Here is a 16,484-nt window from a genome sequence, read left to right on the forward strand (position 1 = left end):
GCGGGCTGATGCGTTCGGGCCGGGCGGAGGGAATGCGCGGGACGGAGGAGGCCCGCGGGCTGGGTCGGCGGTGAGGCTTCGCGGGCTCTTGCTGACGCTGGCCGTGGCGGCGGGGCTCGCGGCGGTCGCGGGGCTGGCGTTCCATCGGGTCTTCGGGTTCGGGCCGGTGGTTCCGGTCGTCGCGGTCGCGGCGGTGGGGCCTTGCGTGCTGTCCGGATTGCTGGCGAGGTGGCCGTTGTGGACGTCCCTCATCGCGACCGTCGTCGGATGGTTCGGAGCGGTCGCGGCGACGGCGCTGCGGCCCGCGCTCGGCGACGGGACGTTCGCGCAGGCGCTCCGGGACGGCGTGCTCAGCTCGTGGAAGACGATCCTCACGACGCTGCTGCCCGTCCCGGCGAAGCCGGAGACGCTCGTCCTGGTGAGCCTGCTGACCTGGCTCGCGGGTTTCGGCGCGGCGGAGCTGGCGTTGCGGACGCGCTGGAGGGCCGTCCCGGCGCTGCCGCCGCTGGCGGTGTTCGGGGTGGCGCTGCTCCTCGGCGTGGACGGTCCGGGCTCGAACCTGCCGCTCGTCGCGGCGGCGGCCGTGCTGATCGGCGTGCTCGTCCTGACCAGGGGAAAGGCCGGGCGGGCGGCGCTGCTCGGCATCCCGGCGGCGGTCGCGCTCGGGGCGGTCGCTTACCTGGCCGGGCAGGTCGTGCCGGTCTCGCCGGATCCGTACGACCCGCGCGAGCAGGTGCAGGCCCCGCCGCCGCAGCAGCGTGACAGCGTCAGCCCGCTCGACCGGGTCGGCGGCTGGCTGCTCAGCCCGGACCAGCCGATGTTCGCGGTCGCCGCGCCCCGCGAGGAGGACCAGCGGCTCGCGGTCCTGGACCGTTTCGACGGCGTGACCTGGACGTCGTCCGGACGGTTCGTCCCGACCGGGAGCCGCGTCCCGCCCGGCCCCGGCGACACCGGACGGCACCGCCGGGTGGACGAGACGATCACCGTCCGCAAGCTGCCCGGCGTCTGGGTGCCCGCCGCCGACCGGCCGCGGACGGTGCGCGGCCTCGGCGTGGTGGTCGATCCGGCGAGCGGCGCGCTCGCGGCCGCGCAGCCGCTGAGGGACGGGCAGCGGTTCACGGTCGAGTCGAGCGTCAAGGAGTGGCGCAACACCGACCTGACCGGCCTCCGCGTCGCGGACGACGACGAGGCGCGCGCGGACACGCAGCTCCCGTGGGGACCCGGCGCGACCAAGCCGCCGGTGCAGCTCGCCGAGTTCCGCCGGTTCGCGCAGGCGGCGGTCGGGGACGCGACCGAGCCGCTCGACCGGGCCTTCCGCCTCGCCGACTACCTCAAGGGGTTCGCCCGGTACGACCCGACCGCGCCGCCCGGGCACAGCTACCGGCAGATCGACTACTTCCTGGGGCAGGCGAGGCGCGGCACGCCCGAGCACTTCGCGACCGCGTACGCCGTCCTCGCCCGGACGATCGGCCTCCCGACCCGCGTGGTCGTCGGGTTCAGCGGCGGCACCCCGGCGAACGGGACGGTCGAGTACAAGTCGGGCGATGTGACCGTGTGGCCCGAGGTCAAGTTCGACGGCATCGGGTGGATGCGCTTCAATCCCCTCCCGGAGAGCGCGACCAAGTCCAAGCGCAACAACGCCGTCGCGGCGGGGGAGACGCAGCGGAAGCTGGAGCAGGCGCAGAAGGCAGCCGTCTCCAGGCAGGCCGGTGGCGGGGGCGGACGTAGCCAGAATCCCCAGCAGCAGGTCAAACCCGTCCAGAAGGGATCTGCGCCGCTCCCGTGGTGGGTGTACGCAGCGGGGGCCGCGGTGGCGCTCGTCCTGCTGTACGTGCTGGCCGCGCTGCTCGCGCCGTCCGTCCGGCGGCACCGCAGGAGGCGCGCGGACGACCCGTCCCGGCGGATCGCGGGCGCGTGGCGGCAGACCCTCGACCACCTCGCCGACATCGGCCTCGCCGGCTCGGGGACGCTGACCGCGCACGAGGTCGCCGGGTTCGGCGCGGGCAGGCTCGGCGAACCGGCCCGCGCGCACCTCGGCCCGCTCGCCGACCTGGTCAACCGGGCCCGGTTCGCGCCGCCCGGCGACCGGGCCGAGGCCGACCGCGACGCCGACCGCGCCTGGGAGCACACCGACCAGGTCGGACGGCTCGTCACCGCCGAGGCCGGACGCCTCCGCCGCCTGCGCCGCCGCCTCCACCCCCGCTCGCTCCGCCCCCGCTGACGCCTACCGCCGCCCCCGCTGACGCCTACCGCCGCCGCTGACGCCTATAGCCGTCCCCGCTGACGCCTACGGGCGAGCGTCACTTCGCGGTGACTCGACCTCGTGGCGGGCACCAGGACGAGTGGAGCTCCTCGTACGGCCAGGAGGCGGTGCGGGCGCCGGCGGCGTAGGCGGATTGCAGGAAGTCCAGCAGGATGCCGCGCGGATCGTCCGAGGTCCGGACGGTGTCGTAGGGCAGCCGCGCCTGGTGGGTCATGCCGGTCGGCTCCCAGGCGGCCTCGGCGGGGGAGAGCGGCTGCTCGGCCAGGCCGTCCGGCTCGGGGTGGGTGTAGGAGTAGAACGCCGACTGCGGATGTCCGCGGTCGCCGGGCCACCAGCCGCAGCTGATCACCTCGTGGCTGTAGGCCTCGGCGGTGACCGGGTCCGCGCCGTCCATCGGCGGCGCGGGACGGCCGGAGAACCGGGCGGTCGCGAGGTCGAAGCTGTGCCAGAACAGCTGGACGGGGCTCGCCTTGCCGTCGAACCAGCTCTGGAACTCGGAGAACGCGTCGTCCACCCAGACGAGCGCGTCCCGGAACCGTTCGACCGCGCCCGGGTCGTAGGAGGCGTGTTCGGCGTCGTCCGGGAACGGCGTGGTGATCGGGACGCCGAACGGTTCCGGCTTGATCTTCACGCGGACGCCGAGCTCGCGCAGCAGCGCCTCCAGCTCGTAGTAGAACCCGGCCACCGAGAGGCCGTCCCGCAGCGGGATCGCCTCCTCCCGGTCGCGGGTGCGCACGACGAGCCGGTGCCGGACGAGGTCGAACGAGATCCGGAAGTGGACGCCGTCGTGCAGCAGGCGCTGGGTGGAGTAGCCGTGCTCGTCCACCCGGAGCGTCACGTGCCACCAGTGGTTGCGCGGCCGGGTCGAGGCCATCTGGATCTTCCCGACGATCTGCGTCCAGAGGTGCAGGGTGTCCTTGGTGGCGGCCCAGCCGGCGTACGGCAGCTCGGGTAGTGCGGTGCTCATGCCACGCCTCCTACCCCGGGCCGCGGCCGCCCGCTCCCTTCCCGACCCGAACTTTGCCCGTCAGGGCGAGGGCGGTGGCGGCGGGAAGGTGTTGCGCGCGAACCGCACCGGACGCCCCGAGTCGTTCACGTACGCATAGGGCCGGTCGCTGGCGAAGCGGACGGCGTGCCCGGCGGCCAGGACGATCCGGTCCGGGCCGAGCTCCAGCGTCAGCCGTCCGGACGTCACGAGGATCATCTCCGTGCCGCCGGCCGGGTCGGGGTCGGCGTCGTAGCGGTCGCCGGGCGCGAGAAGCCAGTCCCACAGCTCGTTGCCGGCGTCGGACGCGACGGCGAGCCGGCCGTGGCCGCCGCCGTCCGAGCGCCACGGCGCCGGCATGGCCCCGGGCGCGACGACGGCGGTCTCCCCGGCCGGCTCCGCGCCGACGAGCTGGGCGAACGTGAGGCCGAGCGCGCGGCCGACGCGCTCCAGCGTGCCGAGGCTCGGGTTGGCCTCGCCCTTCTCGATCAGCGTGAGCATCCGGCGGCTCACCCCGGACCGCCCGGCCAGCTCGACCAGCGTCATGCCCCGGTCGGCGCGCCGCTCGCGCAGCGTCCGGGCCACCGTCGCGATGATCCGCTCCTCGGCCATAGGGGAAATATAGTGCGCATATGCTGGCACCCGAAACCGGCGGAGACCCCCGGCCCGCTGGAGACCGCCGGAGACCGGACGCGCCGGACGAGGGAAGAGGATGACGCCCGCCATGACCGACCAGGCACCCCGCCGGGTGCGGATCCCGACGCCGGACGACCTGCGCGCCGCGGCCGGACGCGTCGCGGCCGTCCTCGCCCCCACGCCCGTGCTGCCGACCGCGCTCGCGCCCGGCGCGCTGCTCAAGGCCGAGACGCTCCAGCCGACCGGCTCGTTCAAGATCCGGGGCGCGCTGTCGGCGATCGGCGCGCTGCCGGACGGGACGCCCGCCGTGACCGCCAGCGCCGGGAACCACGGCCTCGGCTTCGCGCACGCCGCCGCCCGCACCGGCGCGGACGCGACCGTCGTGGTGTCGGAGCGCGCGTCCCCGGCGAAGTTCGCCAAGATCGCGTCCTACCCGGTGACGCTCGTCCGGCACGGCGCGGACTACGACGCCGCCGAGGCGCACGCCCTCTCGCTGCCCGGACGGTTCGTCTCCCCCTACAACGACCCGGACGTGATCGCCGGGCAGGGCACGATCGGCGTCGAGCTGGACGCGCAGACCGACGGCCCGCTGACGGTCGTCGCGCCGGTCGGGGGCGGCGGGCTGCTCGCGGGCCTCGCGCTGTGGGCGTCCAGCCGGGACGACGTGCGGCTGGTCGGCGTCGAGTCGTCGGTGTCGCGGGCGGTGTCGGCCGCCGTGTCCGCCGGGCGGATCGTCCCGGTCGAGGTCGGCGACAGCATCGCGGACGGCCTGGTCGGCAACCTCGAACCCGGCTCGGTCACCCCGGCGGTGATCACCGGGGCGAAGCCCGTCCTCACGCACGCCTCGGACGCCGAGCTGCGCGCCGCGATGCGCTGGCTGTTCGGCGAGCACGGCCTGGTCGCCGAGGGCGCGGGCGCGGCGGGCGTCGCGGCCGTCCTCGCGGGGAAGGTCGAGGTCACCGGACGGCTCGTGGTCGTCCTGTCCGGCCGGAACGTCACCGTGGACACCTACCGGGAGGCGATCGCAGATGTCTGAGCCCGCCAGGCCCGTCCCCGCCGTCCTCACCGAGGACCGCGTCCGGGAGCTGCTGCCGCTGCCCGCCGCGATCGAGGCGACCCGCGAAGCGCTGATCGCCCAGGCCGCCGGACGCGTCACCCAGCCCGGCCCGTGGCACCTGGAGATCCCCGAGGCGCGCGGCGAGGTGCACATCAAGGGCGCGTACGTGCACGGCACCGGCTACTACGCGGCCAAGCTCGCGACCGGCTTCTACGGCAACACCGCGAAGGGCCTGCCGGTGTCGTCCGGGCTGAGCGTCGTCGCGGACGCCGCCACCGGCTTCCCCGTCGTCATCGCCCTGGACGGCGGCTACCTCACCGACGCCCGGACGGCCGCCGCCGGGGCGCTCGCCACCGACGCCCTGGCCCGTCCGGACGCCGAAGTCGTCGCGCTGATCGGCCCCGGCATCATCGGGGAGCTGACGCTCGCGGCCCTGCCGGTGCTCCGGCGGCCGTCCGAGCTGCGGATCTACGGCCCGACCGGATCGCGGGCGCGGGCCGCCGCCGAGCGGCTCGCCGCGTCCCACGGCTGGACGGCCACGGTCGCGCCGGACGCCCGGCGCGCGGTCGAGGGCGCCCACATCGTGATCACCGCCACGCCCACCCGCGCCCCGCACCTCGACGGCGCGTGGCTCGCGCCCGGCGCGCACGTCACCGCCCTCGGCGCGGACATGGCGGGCAAGCGCGAACTGCTGCACTCCGTCCTCGAACGCGCCGACGTGATCGCCGCCGACGACGTGACGCAGAGCCGCGCGGTCGGCGAGCTCCAGTACGCGCCGGACCTCCCGGCCGTCGCGCTCGGCGACGTCCTCGCGTCCCGCGTCCCCGGACGGACCGACCCGGCCCAGATCACCGTCGCCGACCTCACCGGTCTCGGCGCCGAGGACGCCGCCGTGGCCGCCCGCATCGCCGCCGCCGTCCTCTGACGGACGCCGCTAGACCGACTCGTCCGCTGCTGGACCGGCGCGTCGGGCTCAGCCGCGGCCTTGCGGTGGGTCAGTCGCCGGCGCGGCCCTTGTGGACGCAGACGGGCTTGGACCAGGACACGTCCGCCGGGCCGTTCTGGTTGACCCGCAGGACGGCGCCGACGCGCAGGCAGTAGGTGCCCTTGGGGTCCACGTCGGGCACGGTCACCGAGCGGGCGTTGGTGCCCGCGGTGATCACCTGGGAGCGGCCGAACGGCTGGCGCTGCACGATGATCGGCAGGTTGGCGGCGTTCGGCGGCAGGGTCCAGGCGAGCAGGGCGGCCCGGCCGCCCGGCTTGACCCTGACGTTCTGCGGACGGGTCGTCCGGAAGAGCTCCTTCGACAGCGGCATCGGCGAGTTTCCGTCCGGGGCGTTGCCGCCCTGCGCGGCCTCGCCCGCCGTCGTCCCGGCGGACCGCTTCGGCGCGGACGCCCCGTGCCCGTCGCCCCCGCTCGCCAGCGCGAGCGCGCCGATCCCGGCGGCCGTCCCGCCGACGAGCGCGACCGCCGCCGCGATGAGCAGGCCGCGGCGCGGGCCGTCCCGGCGGGGCTCCCCGGCGGTGTGGCCGAGCGTCCCGCCGTCCGCGCCGCCGCCGGGCGCGGGCGGCCACGCGGCGACCGGCCCGGCCCCCGCACCGCCGTCGGCGCCGGGCGGCGCGGTCTGGGATGAGCCGTTGCCCGGGGGAGCGGTGTGCGGCGGGACGGGTGCGGCGGGCATCGCCGGATGCGCGTGCGGTTCCGCCTGCGGCATCCGGCCGGGAGCCGTCGGCGCCCAGTCGGGGACGGCGGGCGGCCGCGGATGCGTGGGCAGCCCCGGGAACCCCTCGCCGGACTGCGCGAAGTCCTGGAGGGCGTGGCTGTGCGCGACGTCGGTCACCGGCAGGCCGAGGTCCCGCTGGAGCGCCTGGAGGGACCGCGCGAACTCCACCGCGCTGCCGAACCGCTGCTCGGGCGCCTTCGCCATCGACTGCGCGATCACCCGCTGCACCGGCGGCGGGACGTCCGCGCGCTGGATCGGCGGCGGCGGCTCGTTCAGGATGCGCAGCATCAGCTGCGCGATGCCCTCGCCCGCCGGGCCGCGGAACGCGGGCTTCCCGGCGAGCAGCTGGTACAGGGTGGAGCCGAGCGAGTAGATGTCGGACGCCGGGCCGGGCTGGCGTCCCTCCAGCACCTCGGGCGCGGCGTGGTGCGGGGTGAACGCCTGGGTGTGGGACGCGTCGTGGTTGTCCACCAGGCGGGCGATGCCGAAGTCGGCGAGGGCGGGCTCGCCGTACCGGGACACGAGGATGTTCTGCGGCTTGACGTCGCGGTGCAGGACGTCCGCCTCGTGGGTGGCGGCGAGCGCGCCCGCCATCTTCACGCCGATCCGCAGCACGTCGGGCAGCGGCAGCGGACCCTCGCGGCCGAGCCGGTCGGCCAGCGACCCGTGCTCGAAGTACTCCATCGCGATGTAGGGCCGCCCGGCGCGGGTGAGGCCGGTGTCGAGGACGGTCACCACGTTGGGATGGTCCGACAGGCGCCCGGTGATCCGGCATTCGCGCTGGAATCGGCGCATGGCGGCGTCGTCGACCGTGCCGAGGGACAGCACCTTCAGCGCGACCTGGCGGTCGACGCGGTCCTGGTGGGCGCGGTAGACGACGCTGAACCCGCCCTCGCCCACCTGCTCCAGCACCTGGTAGCCGGGGACGTCCTCGCTCGTCGTGCTCATGGGCGGACGGTTCCTCCGGAGGGTTCGGCTGCTGGGGACGGCGGGGGCTGGCCGCAACAGCGTAGTACGGGGACGAAACGGGCGTGCCCGCTTGCCCGCGATCGGATGGTCGTCAGCCCTTGAACGACGTCCGCCGCCCGTGTCACGCGGGCCTGCGCGGGCTCGGCACGCAGCGTCCGGGCGGGGTCCTGGCGAACATGCTGCGGATGCCCGCGAACGTCGCCAACACCGGAGTCGTCCTGCACGCGGGGCGGCTCCTGGCGTTATGGGAGGGCGGACGGCCGTTCGCGCTCGACCCCGACACGCTCGACACCCTCGGCGAACACTCCTTCGGCGGACGCCTGACCATGGCCGCCGCCTTCTCCGCCCACCCGTCGCGCTGCCCCGACACCGGCGAGCTGTTCAACTTCGGCATGGACTTCACGCGCGTCCGCAGCCTGCGCTGCTACCGGGTGGACACGCGCGGGCGGCTGCACCACCTGCCGCGCGTCCCGCTCCCGTACAGCCCGTGGAACCACGACTTCGCCCTGACCAGGCGGCACATGGTGTTCGTGGTGAACCCGGTCGTCCCCAAGGCCGCGAAGATCCTCCTTGGCACCGCGTCGATCGCCGACGCGCTGGTCTACGAGCGACTTCCCCTGGGGCTGCGCGCTGATGCGGTACCGGATCACGGCGTCCGGGAAGGTCGAGGGGCACGCGGTCTGCGCGCTGCCGATGGAACTGCCGCACGCCGACGTCCGCATGGTCGGGCGCGAGCACCGCTACACCTACTTCGCCGGGCGCACCGCCGCCTCGGTCGGAATCCACCGGCTCGACCACCGGACGGGGGAGCGGACCGTCCACGAACTCCCGCCCGGCCACGGCTTCGGCGAGCCGATCTTCGTGCCGCGCGCCCCGGACGCGCCGGAGGGCGACGGCTGGCTGCTCGCACTCGCCTACGACCCGGACGCGCACCGCTCCCGGCTGCTCGTCCTGGACGCCCGCGACGTCGCCGCCGAACCGGTCGCGGTCGCCCATCTCCGGCATCACCTTCCCATGGGCTTTCATGGAACATTCACGGACCATCTTGCCGGGAAATAGAAGGCATATCCGGCGCCACGGTTAAGCGTTCTCTCAATTCGGTATCGGCGGGCCTCCGCGCTCCCTAGCTTGGGTCGTCAACGAACCCGAGCGCAGGAGCAGAAGGAGCGGCCGCGATGCCGGAAGAACCCATGACGAAGGCCGTGGCGGAGTCGCTTTACCGCGAATTCGTCCACTTGGCGTACCTCGTCCTTCCGGGCACCGAAAAGCGCGCCCACCGCCTGGCCCTGGCCCGCCGCATCGTGGACAGCACCCTCACCCCCCGCTCCCTGGCCCCCGCCACCAATCCCGCCCCACCACCCCGCGCGACCCACCCTCTACGAGCAGCCGAACCCGTCCCGTCACCCCGGCCACGCCACCCCGCGCCGAAAACACTGTCGGCCGAACCCGCACCGGGAGGGCTGGCAGCCGAGCCCGCGTCCGACGACCTCCAGGCGGGCGGGAGGGTGTCGGCGGGGCTGCCAAGTGGGCGCGGAGGTGGCGTCCGGACACAGCGCCAGAGCGCGGCAACGGCGCTCACAGATCAACCGGCGTCCGGCGGCCTGTCGGCGGAGGAGGCCGCGCGGAGAACACCGGCGAGTGAGGGTGTGTCGGCGGCGTTGGCGGCTGAGCCTCGGAGCGGCCACCGGTCGGCGGGCGAGAACCTGCCCGGCGAGCGGCTGGCAGGCGAGAGCAAGTTGGGCGAGCGGCTGGCAGGCGAGAGCGTGCCGAGCGCTGGCGCTGGGGCGGACGTGCTGCGTGCGGGGACGCGGAGGACGAAGGTCTCGTCCGAGGATGCCGCCTATGAACGGCTTCGCGAACGGGTGTTGCGGCGGGCGGTGCGGCCGTCGCCGCTGTTGCGGGTCGGGCTCGGTCCCTGGCTGCGCGTCCTCCCCGGACGGCTGCCCGACCCGGCGTTGACCGGCGCGCTCGCGCGGATGGACCCCACCGTCCGCGTCGCCTGCGTGCTGCGCTCGGTCGCCGGGCTGCACCGGTTCGAGGTTCGGGACGTCCTGGTCGGGCTAGGCGTGAAGGACCCGTGGGGCGTGATCGAGGCCGCCGAGAAGGTCCGGCTGCCCGCGCCCGCCACGCCGTTCGAGCTCGCGTCGGCGCGTCCGGTCCGCCGCCGCTCCCGGTTGCCGATCGCCGCCGCGTCCGTGCTGACGGCCGGGCTGCTCGGCGCGCTCGTCGTGTCCGAGAACGGCGCGGCGCTCGGCGCGCGGGGCACCCACGGCATGCGGCTGGTGTCCGCAGCGCCGTCCGCCTGGACGCACGGCCCCCGCACGCTCGCCGCCTGGCCCGCCCGCGGCGACCTCACCGCGGACAAGCCCCTCGCCCGCAGCGCCCTGTCCGCGTGGGCGGGACGGCGCGGCCCGGGCCGCATCCGGGGCGGCGCGACCCAACTCCTCTACGCCGGTCACCTCGACGGACGCGCCCTCGCCGTGCTGCGCAACGGGGACCGCATCGCCCGCTACTCGGGTTCCGGACGCTCGCTGGAAGTGGCGACGTCCTCCATGAACCCGTCCGCGCCGGTCGCGCTCGGCGGCGGACGCTACCTCCTCGCGCCCTGGGACACGCGGGCGTCCGTCCCCGGCGGCGACCGCGTTCGCGTCCGGGACGGCGTGACCGACCCGCTCGCCCCGCGCACCCGTTGCGGACGCGGCCCCGTCCTCGACCTGACCGGCCCGGACGGCTCGCGCACCGTCGGTGACCTCGGCGGCGTCCGCCCCGTCGTCCTCACCTACCGTTCCCCGGCCTCCGCCGAAGGGCCGCCCGCCGGGCGGACGCCGGGGAGGCTCAACAGCGCCGGACTGAAGCTCTGGGACCGGCTCGGCTGCGTCCTGCCGCAGCCCGCCCGTCCGGTCGATCGCGCGGACGCGGCGGACTTCTGGTCCGGCTCCGTCCCGCACGGCGGCGGGGCCGCCGACTGGGTGTGCGCCCGGCTCGGCTTCGCGGGCGGCGGCAGCGCCGGGCAGGCCGCGCTCGTCGGGCACGCCGCCGACTCGACGCTCTCCGCGGGCGCGGGCGGCTGCGACGACCGCCGCCCCGTCTCGGGACTGTGGTGGCGCGCGGACGACGGCCACTGGTACTACCTCGCCGCCGCCGGACGCGGCCTCACCCCGCAGGCGGACGGCCCGCTCCGCCACCCGGACGTGACCGACCGGCTCCTCGTAGCCACCCCCCACGGCGACCCGCAAACCCGTCCGGACACCCCCATCACACTCACCGCGCAGGCCAAATGACCACCCCACCCACCGGCGCCCACCCCCCACCCACCGGCGCCCACCCCAGCACCCACCGGCGCCCACCCCAGCATCCGCCAAGAACTGTCCCGCGCGACGCCGTGCTGGCGTCCGTCCGCGCCTGTGGCGCTACCCGCCAGAGGCCGCCCTGCACGGCGTCGCGCAAAGGCGCCCGTCCTGCAGATCGTGCGGACGGGCCTGCACGGGGGCGCGCGATTGCGGCCACGGCCGCGCCGCGCGCAGACCGGCGGAGATCGCCGCGCCCGGACGTCGCGGTCAACGTGCCCCGCGCGGGACCGTCCTGCCCGGGCGGCGCGCGGACCTGTGCGGACGTGCCGGTCACGGCGATCGCGCGGGACCGTCCTGCCCGGGCGGCGCGCGGACCTGTGCGGACGTGCCGGTCACGGCGATCGCGCGGGCCCTTCCCGCGCGGTGGACGCCGCGAAGCCGCCCGGACGCGCTTGGCACGCCGACCGCGCGGGAGCGTCCCGCACGGCTACGCACGAACTCGTTCGGATATCCAGATCGCGCTCACCGGGCGGGACGAATGACCGGATGATCGAATAACCGGCGGCCAGGGCGGTCCATCGTCCCGGCCATTTCTCAGATGTTGCCCTCTGGTCCGGGGAAAGCGCGCCATTTCCTCTGGCGAATAAAGATCAGTTCGAGGAGTTCTCCGTGGCGGAGGAAATTAGCGCCAATTCTGTCATCAACAGATGCTATCGACGGCTCGTCCGGATCGCGTATCTCGTCCTTCCAGGGCAGATGGACCGGCACGACCGCGTGGTGCTCGCGCACTGGATCGTCGGCCGTGCACGTCCTCGCCGGGACCGTCGCGGCGACGCCGAGGCGATCTACGCGGGGCTGCGCGGCCGGGTGCTGAGGGAGGCGCTCCGCGCGGCCGGCCAGATCGAGGAACGCGGCCCGCGCGCCGGACGGATCCGGTCCATGGCTTGGCTCCGCACCCACCCGTTCGCCGCCGACGGGGACACCGCGCCGCTGGCCGCGCTCGCCGCGCTGACGCCGCCCGTCCGCGCCGCCTACGCGCTACTGCGGCTGGAGGACCTTCCCGAGGACGCGGCGCGCGCCGAACTCACGGCCCTCGACGTCCCCGAGCCCGATGGCGCCGTCGCGCAGGCCGCCGCCGTCCCGCCCCTCGGCGAGGCGGCGAGCCGCGCGCTCGATCCGACCGTGGTCCGGCTGCATGCCCGGCGCTCGTACCGCCCGCTGGCCCTGATGCCGCGCCCGGGCCGGGTCGCCTTCGGCATCGCCACGGCGGCCACCGCGACCGCGGCGACCGCGGCCACGTTGGTGCTGCTCGGCGGCGGTCCCTCCCTCGACGGCTTCGGCCTCCCCTGGGGCCCGGCCGCCGAACCGCGCTCCGACCGCGTCACCATGGCGTCCGCCGACGGGTGGCGACGCACCGCCAACCCGGATCTCGGCACCTGGCCCGCCCGCGGCGACCTGATCGGCGACCGCGCGCTCATCGCCGAAGCCGTCCAAGCCTGGCAATCCACCTCACCTGCCGGCGGCGGCGTGGACAAGCCGCAGCTCCTGTTCGCGGGGACGGTCGATCAGCGCCGGATCGTCCTGCTCCATGCCGGGGACGTCGTCGCGCGCTACGCCGACAGGCGGCTGGAGGTGTTTCCGGTCGAACAGCCGCAGCCGTCCGGCGCGTCACCGCTGAAGCTCGCGCCGGGCCGGTACCTGCTGCCGCCGTGGGTGACCGGCGTCCGCGCGGCCGACCTGGCGTCCGGCGGGAGCGGGGACGCTGCGTCCTGGACGCCGGTACCGATCCACGACGGAATGGCCACGACCGTCCGCCAACCGACCCAGGGCGGACGCGGCGGTTGCTGGCGCGGACCGGTGCTGGAACTGGCGCAGCAGCACGTTCCACCCGGCCACCCGTACACCGTGGTGGACCTCGGCGGGCTGGTCTCGGCGAACCTGCTGTACGAGCCCCCGCCGCCCGCGCAACCCTGGCCGCACCAGGTCGGCACCGCCCCGGACGCGCTGCCCGCCGGTTTCGCCCTCTGGCGCAGGCTGGCCTGCTCTGCCGCCGCTCCGGACACACTCAACCAGTCCGGACGCGCAGTCACCCCGGACACGCCCAACCAGCACGGCTTCGGCAACGCCGGTCCGAACGCGGCCGATCAGCACGGCCCCGGAGATTCCGCTCCAGGATCACCCGGCCAGCACGATCCCAACGGCACCGCTCCGGGCGCGGGCGCCCAGCCCGGACGCGGCGGCGCCGTTCCGGGCGTGCCCGCCCACCACGGTCCCGGCGGCGCCGGCCCCCTCGTCCAGCCCGGCCCCGGCGGCACCGGTCCGAACACGTTCGATCAGCACAGCCCTGGAGGTGCTGGTTCGAACACGTCCGATCAGCACGGTCATGTGGACGCCAATTCGAACGCATTCGTTCAGCGCGCCCCCGGCGGCGCCGGTCCGGGGACGGCCGGTTCGCCGGGGCGCACCGGCGCCGGTTCGGGCTCGCCCGCCCAGCGCAGCACCGGCGGCACTACCTCAACCGCACCCGGTCAGCCCGACCCCGGCACTGCCCGCCCGAGCGCGTTCGATCAGTTCGGCGCCAGCAGCGTTCATCCGGGCACCTTCGATCAAACCGCCGCGGCCAGCGTCCATCCGGGCGCGTTCGATCAGTTCGGCGCCACCAGTGCTCGTTCGGGCGTGTCCGATCAGTTCGGCGCCACCAGTGCTCGTTCGGGCGTGTCCGATCAGTTCGGCGCCACCAGTGCTCGTTCGGGCGCGTTCGATCAGACCGCCGCCACGGATGCTCGTCTGGCCACATTTGTTCCGCTCGGCGGCAGTGTTCGTCCGGACGCGTTTGTGCAGCCCGGCGCTGGCAGTGTCCGTCCGGACACGTTCGTTCAGCCCGCCGCCGGCGGTGTTCGTGCGGGCGCGTTCGATCAGCATGGGCCGGGCGATGTGGTGTCCGCGACGGCCTGGGAGTTCTGGACCGGCCCCCTGCCGGACGGCGCGGGCCCCGGCCGCTGGGTGTGCGCCCGTTACGCGTACATGGGCGGACGCAGCGCCACCTACGTCGCCCTGCTCGACGCCGCGCACACCCTCGTCGCCGGCCACCGCGTCGACTCCGACGACTGCACGCCCGCGCGCCGCGACCTGGCCGGCGCGACCTGGTGGCGGTCGCCGAAGGGCCGCTGGTACTACCTGGCCGCAGCGAGCCGCCGGGTGACCGTCCTCGCCGCGGACGGCCCGTTCGAGCACACCACCGCCAGCGACGACTTCCTCGCCGGACGCGGCCCGGTCACCGCGTCCCCGCCGTCCGGCCGGATCGTGGTCACCGCCCGCGCCCTCGACCGGACGCCGGTTCCCGTCTACCGTCGGACCGGCGGCTGATCCGTGTCCGCCGCCCTGCCGTCAGTGACTGCTTACTCCGTCGTGCACAATGGGGGAGCACCGAACGACGAGAGGGGCGCGAGATGGGACGAGGGCCGCTGGCCGGGGTCAGGGTCGTCGAGCTGGCGGGGATCGGGCCCGGTCCGTTCGCCGCGATGCTGCTGGCGGACCTGGGGGCCGACGTCATCCGCGTGGACCGCGCCGCGGCCGCGCGCAAGGGCGGCGGCGCGACCGGCGGGACGGACTTCACCAACCGCGGCAAGCGCTCCATCGCCGTGGACCTCAAGAGCGACAAGGGCCGCGAGCTGGTCCTCCGCATGGTCGAGAAGTCCGACGTGCTGCTGGAGGGCTTCCGTCCCGGCGTCACCGAGCGGCTGGGCCTCGGCCCGGACGACTGCCTCGCCCGCAACCCGAAACTCGTCTACGGACGCATGACGGGCTGGGGGCAGGACGGCCCGCTCGCGCAGAGCGCCGGCCACGACATCGGCTACATCGCGATCACCGGCACCCTGCACGCCATCGGCCGCGCGGGCGGCCCGCCGCAGGTCCCGATGAACCTGCTCGGCGACTTCGCGGGCGGCAGCATGTACCTGGTCGTCGGCGTCCTCGCGGCGCTCTGGGAGTCCCGGACGAGCGGCCGCGGCCAGGTCGTGGACGCCGCGATCGTGGACGGCGCGACCCACCTGTCCACCTTCATCCACGGCTTCATGGCGGGCGGCCTCTGGCGGGACGAGCGCGGCGTCAACATGCTCGACACCGGCGCGCCCTGGTACGACGTGTACGAGACCGCCGACGGCGGCCACATGGCGGTCGGCGCGCTGGAGCCCCAGTTCTACGCCGAGTTCCTCCGCCTGCTCGGCCTCGCCGACGCCGACCTGCCCGGCCAGCACGACCGCGACGCGTGGCCCGAGCTGCGCGAACGCTTCGCCGCCAAGTTCAAGGAGCGCACCCGCGACGAGTGGGCCGAGATCTTCCTGCCCTCGGACGCCTGCGTCGCGCCCGTCCTGTCGATGAACGAGGCCGCCCGGCACCCCTACAACACCGCCCGCGGCGTCTTCGTCGAGCGCGACGGCCACCTCCAGCCCGCCCCGGCCCCCCGCTTCTCCCGCACCCCGGCCGACACCGAAGGCAAACCAGCCCTCCCCGGCGGCCACACCCGAGCCATCCTGGCCGACCTGGGCATCAACGACGCCGACGACCTCATAGCCTCCGGAGCCCTAACCGAAAGCTAACCCCCCGGCCGACGCCTCCCACCCCGGCCCACCCGCATCCGCATCCGCCCACCCTCCCGAACCTCCTCTCTGGTCCAAGCGCTCCCCGCCCAAGCGCCCCGGCCCGCGTCCCCGCCCCGCGCTTGCGGCCCTCGCGTTCACGCCCCGATCCGTGCACCCGCGCCGACGTCCGTGCACCTACGTTCGCGTGCGCTTACTCGCGTCCGCTTTAGCTGCGTCCGCGCTTGGCTGGGTGCTTGGGGCGGTTAGGCGAGTGGGGGTGTTTCGGGAGGGACGGCGGCGATGTCGATCATGTGTAGGCGCAGGGCGGTGGCGAGTTCGGACGGGGTGATCCGGTCGGGCTGGAGGACGGCGTGCATGGTCAGGCCGTCCAGGAGGGCGTGGAGCCGGGATCGTTCGGCGGCGAGGTCGAGGCCTGCGCGTAGGGCGCCGAGGCGGTCGGCGGCGGCGAGCAGCTTGTCCAGCATCCCTGCCAGGTCGTCGTGGAGTTCCCGGGCGTAGGGACGCAGATCGGGGTTCGTGCGCGCGGCCGTGACGAACGCCAGCCAGACCACGGCCTCCTCGCGGCGCCGATCGTCCAGCGGCAGGGTCTCGGCGAGCAGGAGTTCGAGGGTCGCGACGTGTTCGGCGGCGGGCGCGTCCGGATCGGGGATCTTCAGCCGTCCCGCCGCCTCGCGGATCCGCAGGCCCGCGCGTTCGGCGAAGTACCGCATCGCGAAGATCATCAGGTCGGCCTGGCCGTCGAAGTAGTGCCGGACCGAGCCGATCGCGAGGCCCGCCTCGGCCGCCACGGCGCGCAGCGACGCGTGCTCCAGTCCGTCGCGCCGGACGATCCGGAAGATGGCCTCGGCCACCTCCCGCCGGCGCTGCTCGGGGTCCACCAGCTTGGGCATGGTTGCTTTATAGCACACCCGTGCTACGTTGCTATTTAGCACTGAGATGCCAAATAAAGGGGAGGAACC

11 protein-coding genes and 1 pseudogene are annotated in these 16,484 nt (G+C 75.0%); 8 read left to right on the forward strand and 4 right to left on the reverse strand.

Going from position 1 to position 16,484, the window contains the following annotated elements:
- Positions 1-88: 88 nt before the first annotated feature.
- Positions 89-2,221, forward strand: a complete 2,133-nt coding sequence (locus ACFPCY_RS20900) for a transglutaminase TgpA family protein (protein ID WP_378257590.1) — start codon at positions 89-91, stop codon at positions 2,219-2,221.
- Positions 2,222-2,300: 79 nt separating this feature from the next.
- Here ACFPCY_RS20900 and ACFPCY_RS20905 read toward each other — a convergent pair whose 3' ends face one another.
- Entirely contained in the window at positions 2,301-3,230 is a 930-nt protein-coding gene (locus ACFPCY_RS20905; protein ID WP_378257592.1) for a DUF5996 family protein, read from the reverse strand.
- A 60-nt stretch (positions 3,231-3,290) separates the two neighbouring features.
- The gene (locus ACFPCY_RS20910; protein ID WP_378257594.1) at positions 3,291-3,860 is read right to left on the reverse strand and encodes a helix-turn-helix domain-containing protein; all 570 of its coding nucleotides are present in this window, start codon (positions 3,858-3,860) and stop codon (positions 3,291-3,293) included.
- A gap of 112 nt (positions 3,861-3,972) precedes the next feature.
- Between ACFPCY_RS20910 and ACFPCY_RS20915 the strand changes: the two genes are divergently transcribed.
- Positions 3,973-4,920 (forward strand): threonine ammonia-lyase, encoded by a 948-nt coding sequence (locus ACFPCY_RS20915; protein WP_378257596.1) that lies wholly within the window; start codon positions 3,973-3,975, stop codon positions 4,918-4,920.
- Positions 4,913-5,866: a hypothetical protein gene (locus tag ACFPCY_RS20920; protein WP_378257597.1), complete on the forward strand. Its 954-nt coding sequence runs from the start codon at positions 4,913-4,915 to the stop codon at positions 5,864-5,866. Before ACFPCY_RS20915 ends, ACFPCY_RS20920 begins: the two co-directional genes overlap by 8 nt.
- A gap of 70 nt (positions 5,867-5,936) precedes the next feature.
- Here ACFPCY_RS20920 and ACFPCY_RS20925 read toward each other — a convergent pair whose 3' ends face one another.
- Entirely contained in the window at positions 5,937-7,613 is a 1,677-nt protein-coding gene (locus ACFPCY_RS20925; protein ID WP_378257598.1) for a serine/threonine-protein kinase, read from the reverse strand.
- A 206-nt stretch (positions 7,614-7,819) separates the two neighbouring features.
- Here ACFPCY_RS20925 and ACFPCY_RS20930 point away from each other — a divergent pair.
- The 5 genes and pseudogenes from ACFPCY_RS20930 to ACFPCY_RS20950 form a co-directional block, all read left to right on the forward strand.
- A pseudogene (locus tag ACFPCY_RS20930) lies at positions 7,820-8,179 on the forward strand (carotenoid oxygenase family protein); the annotation flags it as partial.
- Positions 8,180-8,204: 25 nt separating this feature from the next.
- Entirely contained in the window at positions 8,205-8,693 is a 489-nt protein-coding gene (locus ACFPCY_RS20935) for a carotenoid oxygenase family protein (RefSeq protein WP_378257600.1), read from the forward strand.
- Positions 8,694-9,292: 599 nt separating this feature from the next.
- Positions 9,293-10,915, forward strand: a complete 1,623-nt coding sequence (locus tag ACFPCY_RS20940) for a hypothetical protein (protein ID WP_378257602.1) — start codon at positions 9,293-9,295, stop codon at positions 10,913-10,915.
- 765 nt (positions 10,916-11,680) lie between these two features.
- Positions 11,681-14,290: a hypothetical protein gene (locus ACFPCY_RS20945; RefSeq protein WP_378257603.1), complete on the forward strand. Its 2,610-nt coding sequence runs from the start codon at positions 11,681-11,683 to the stop codon at positions 14,288-14,290.
- An 83-nt stretch (positions 14,291-14,373) separates the two neighbouring features.
- Positions 14,374-15,522 (forward strand): CaiB/BaiF CoA transferase family protein, encoded by a 1,149-nt coding sequence (locus tag ACFPCY_RS20950; protein WP_378257605.1) that lies wholly within the window; start codon positions 14,374-14,376, stop codon positions 15,520-15,522.
- Positions 15,523-15,767: 245 nt separating this feature from the next.
- Here ACFPCY_RS20950 and ACFPCY_RS20955 read toward each other — a convergent pair whose 3' ends face one another.
- The gene (locus ACFPCY_RS20955) at positions 15,768-16,415 is read right to left on the reverse strand and encodes a TetR/AcrR family transcriptional regulator (protein WP_378257607.1); all 648 of its coding nucleotides are present in this window, start codon (positions 16,413-16,415) and stop codon (positions 15,768-15,770) included.
- Positions 16,416-16,484 lie beyond the last annotated feature (69 nt).

It is taken from the genome of Actinomadura gamaensis, from assembly GCF_042652125.1.
In the GTDB taxonomy this organism is placed as follows: Bacteria; Actinomycetota; Actinomycetes; order Streptosporangiales; family Streptosporangiaceae; genus Spirillospora; species Spirillospora gamaensis.

Coding starts and splice junctions, on each gene's coding strand:
- ACFPCY_RS20915 (WP_378257596.1), top strand. CDS start 3,973: ATGACCGACCAGGCACCCCGCCGGGTGCGGATCCCGACGCCGGACGAC.
- ACFPCY_RS20905 (WP_378257592.1), bottom strand. CDS start 3,230: ATGAGCACCGCACTACCCGAGCTGCCGTACGCCGGCTGGGCCGCCACC.
- ACFPCY_RS20955 (WP_378257607.1), bottom strand. CDS start 16,415: ATGCCCAAGCTGGTGGACCCCGAGCAGCGCCGGCGGGAGGTGGCCGAG.
- ACFPCY_RS20950 (WP_378257605.1), top strand. CDS start 14,374: ATGGGACGAGGGCCGCTGGCCGGGGTCAGGGTCGTCGAGCTGGCGGGG.
- ACFPCY_RS20945 (WP_378257603.1), top strand. CDS start 11,681: ATGGACCGGCACGACCGCGTGGTGCTCGCGCACTGGATCGTCGGCCGT.
- ACFPCY_RS20910 (WP_378257594.1), bottom strand. CDS start 3,860: ATGGCCGAGGAGCGGATCATCGCGACGGTGGCCCGGACGCTGCGCGAG.
- ACFPCY_RS20920 (WP_378257597.1), top strand. CDS start 4,913: ATGTCTGAGCCCGCCAGGCCCGTCCCCGCCGTCCTCACCGAGGACCGC.
- ACFPCY_RS20925 (WP_378257598.1), bottom strand. CDS start 7,613: ATGAGCACGACGAGCGAGGACGTCCCCGGCTACCAGGTGCTGGAGCAG.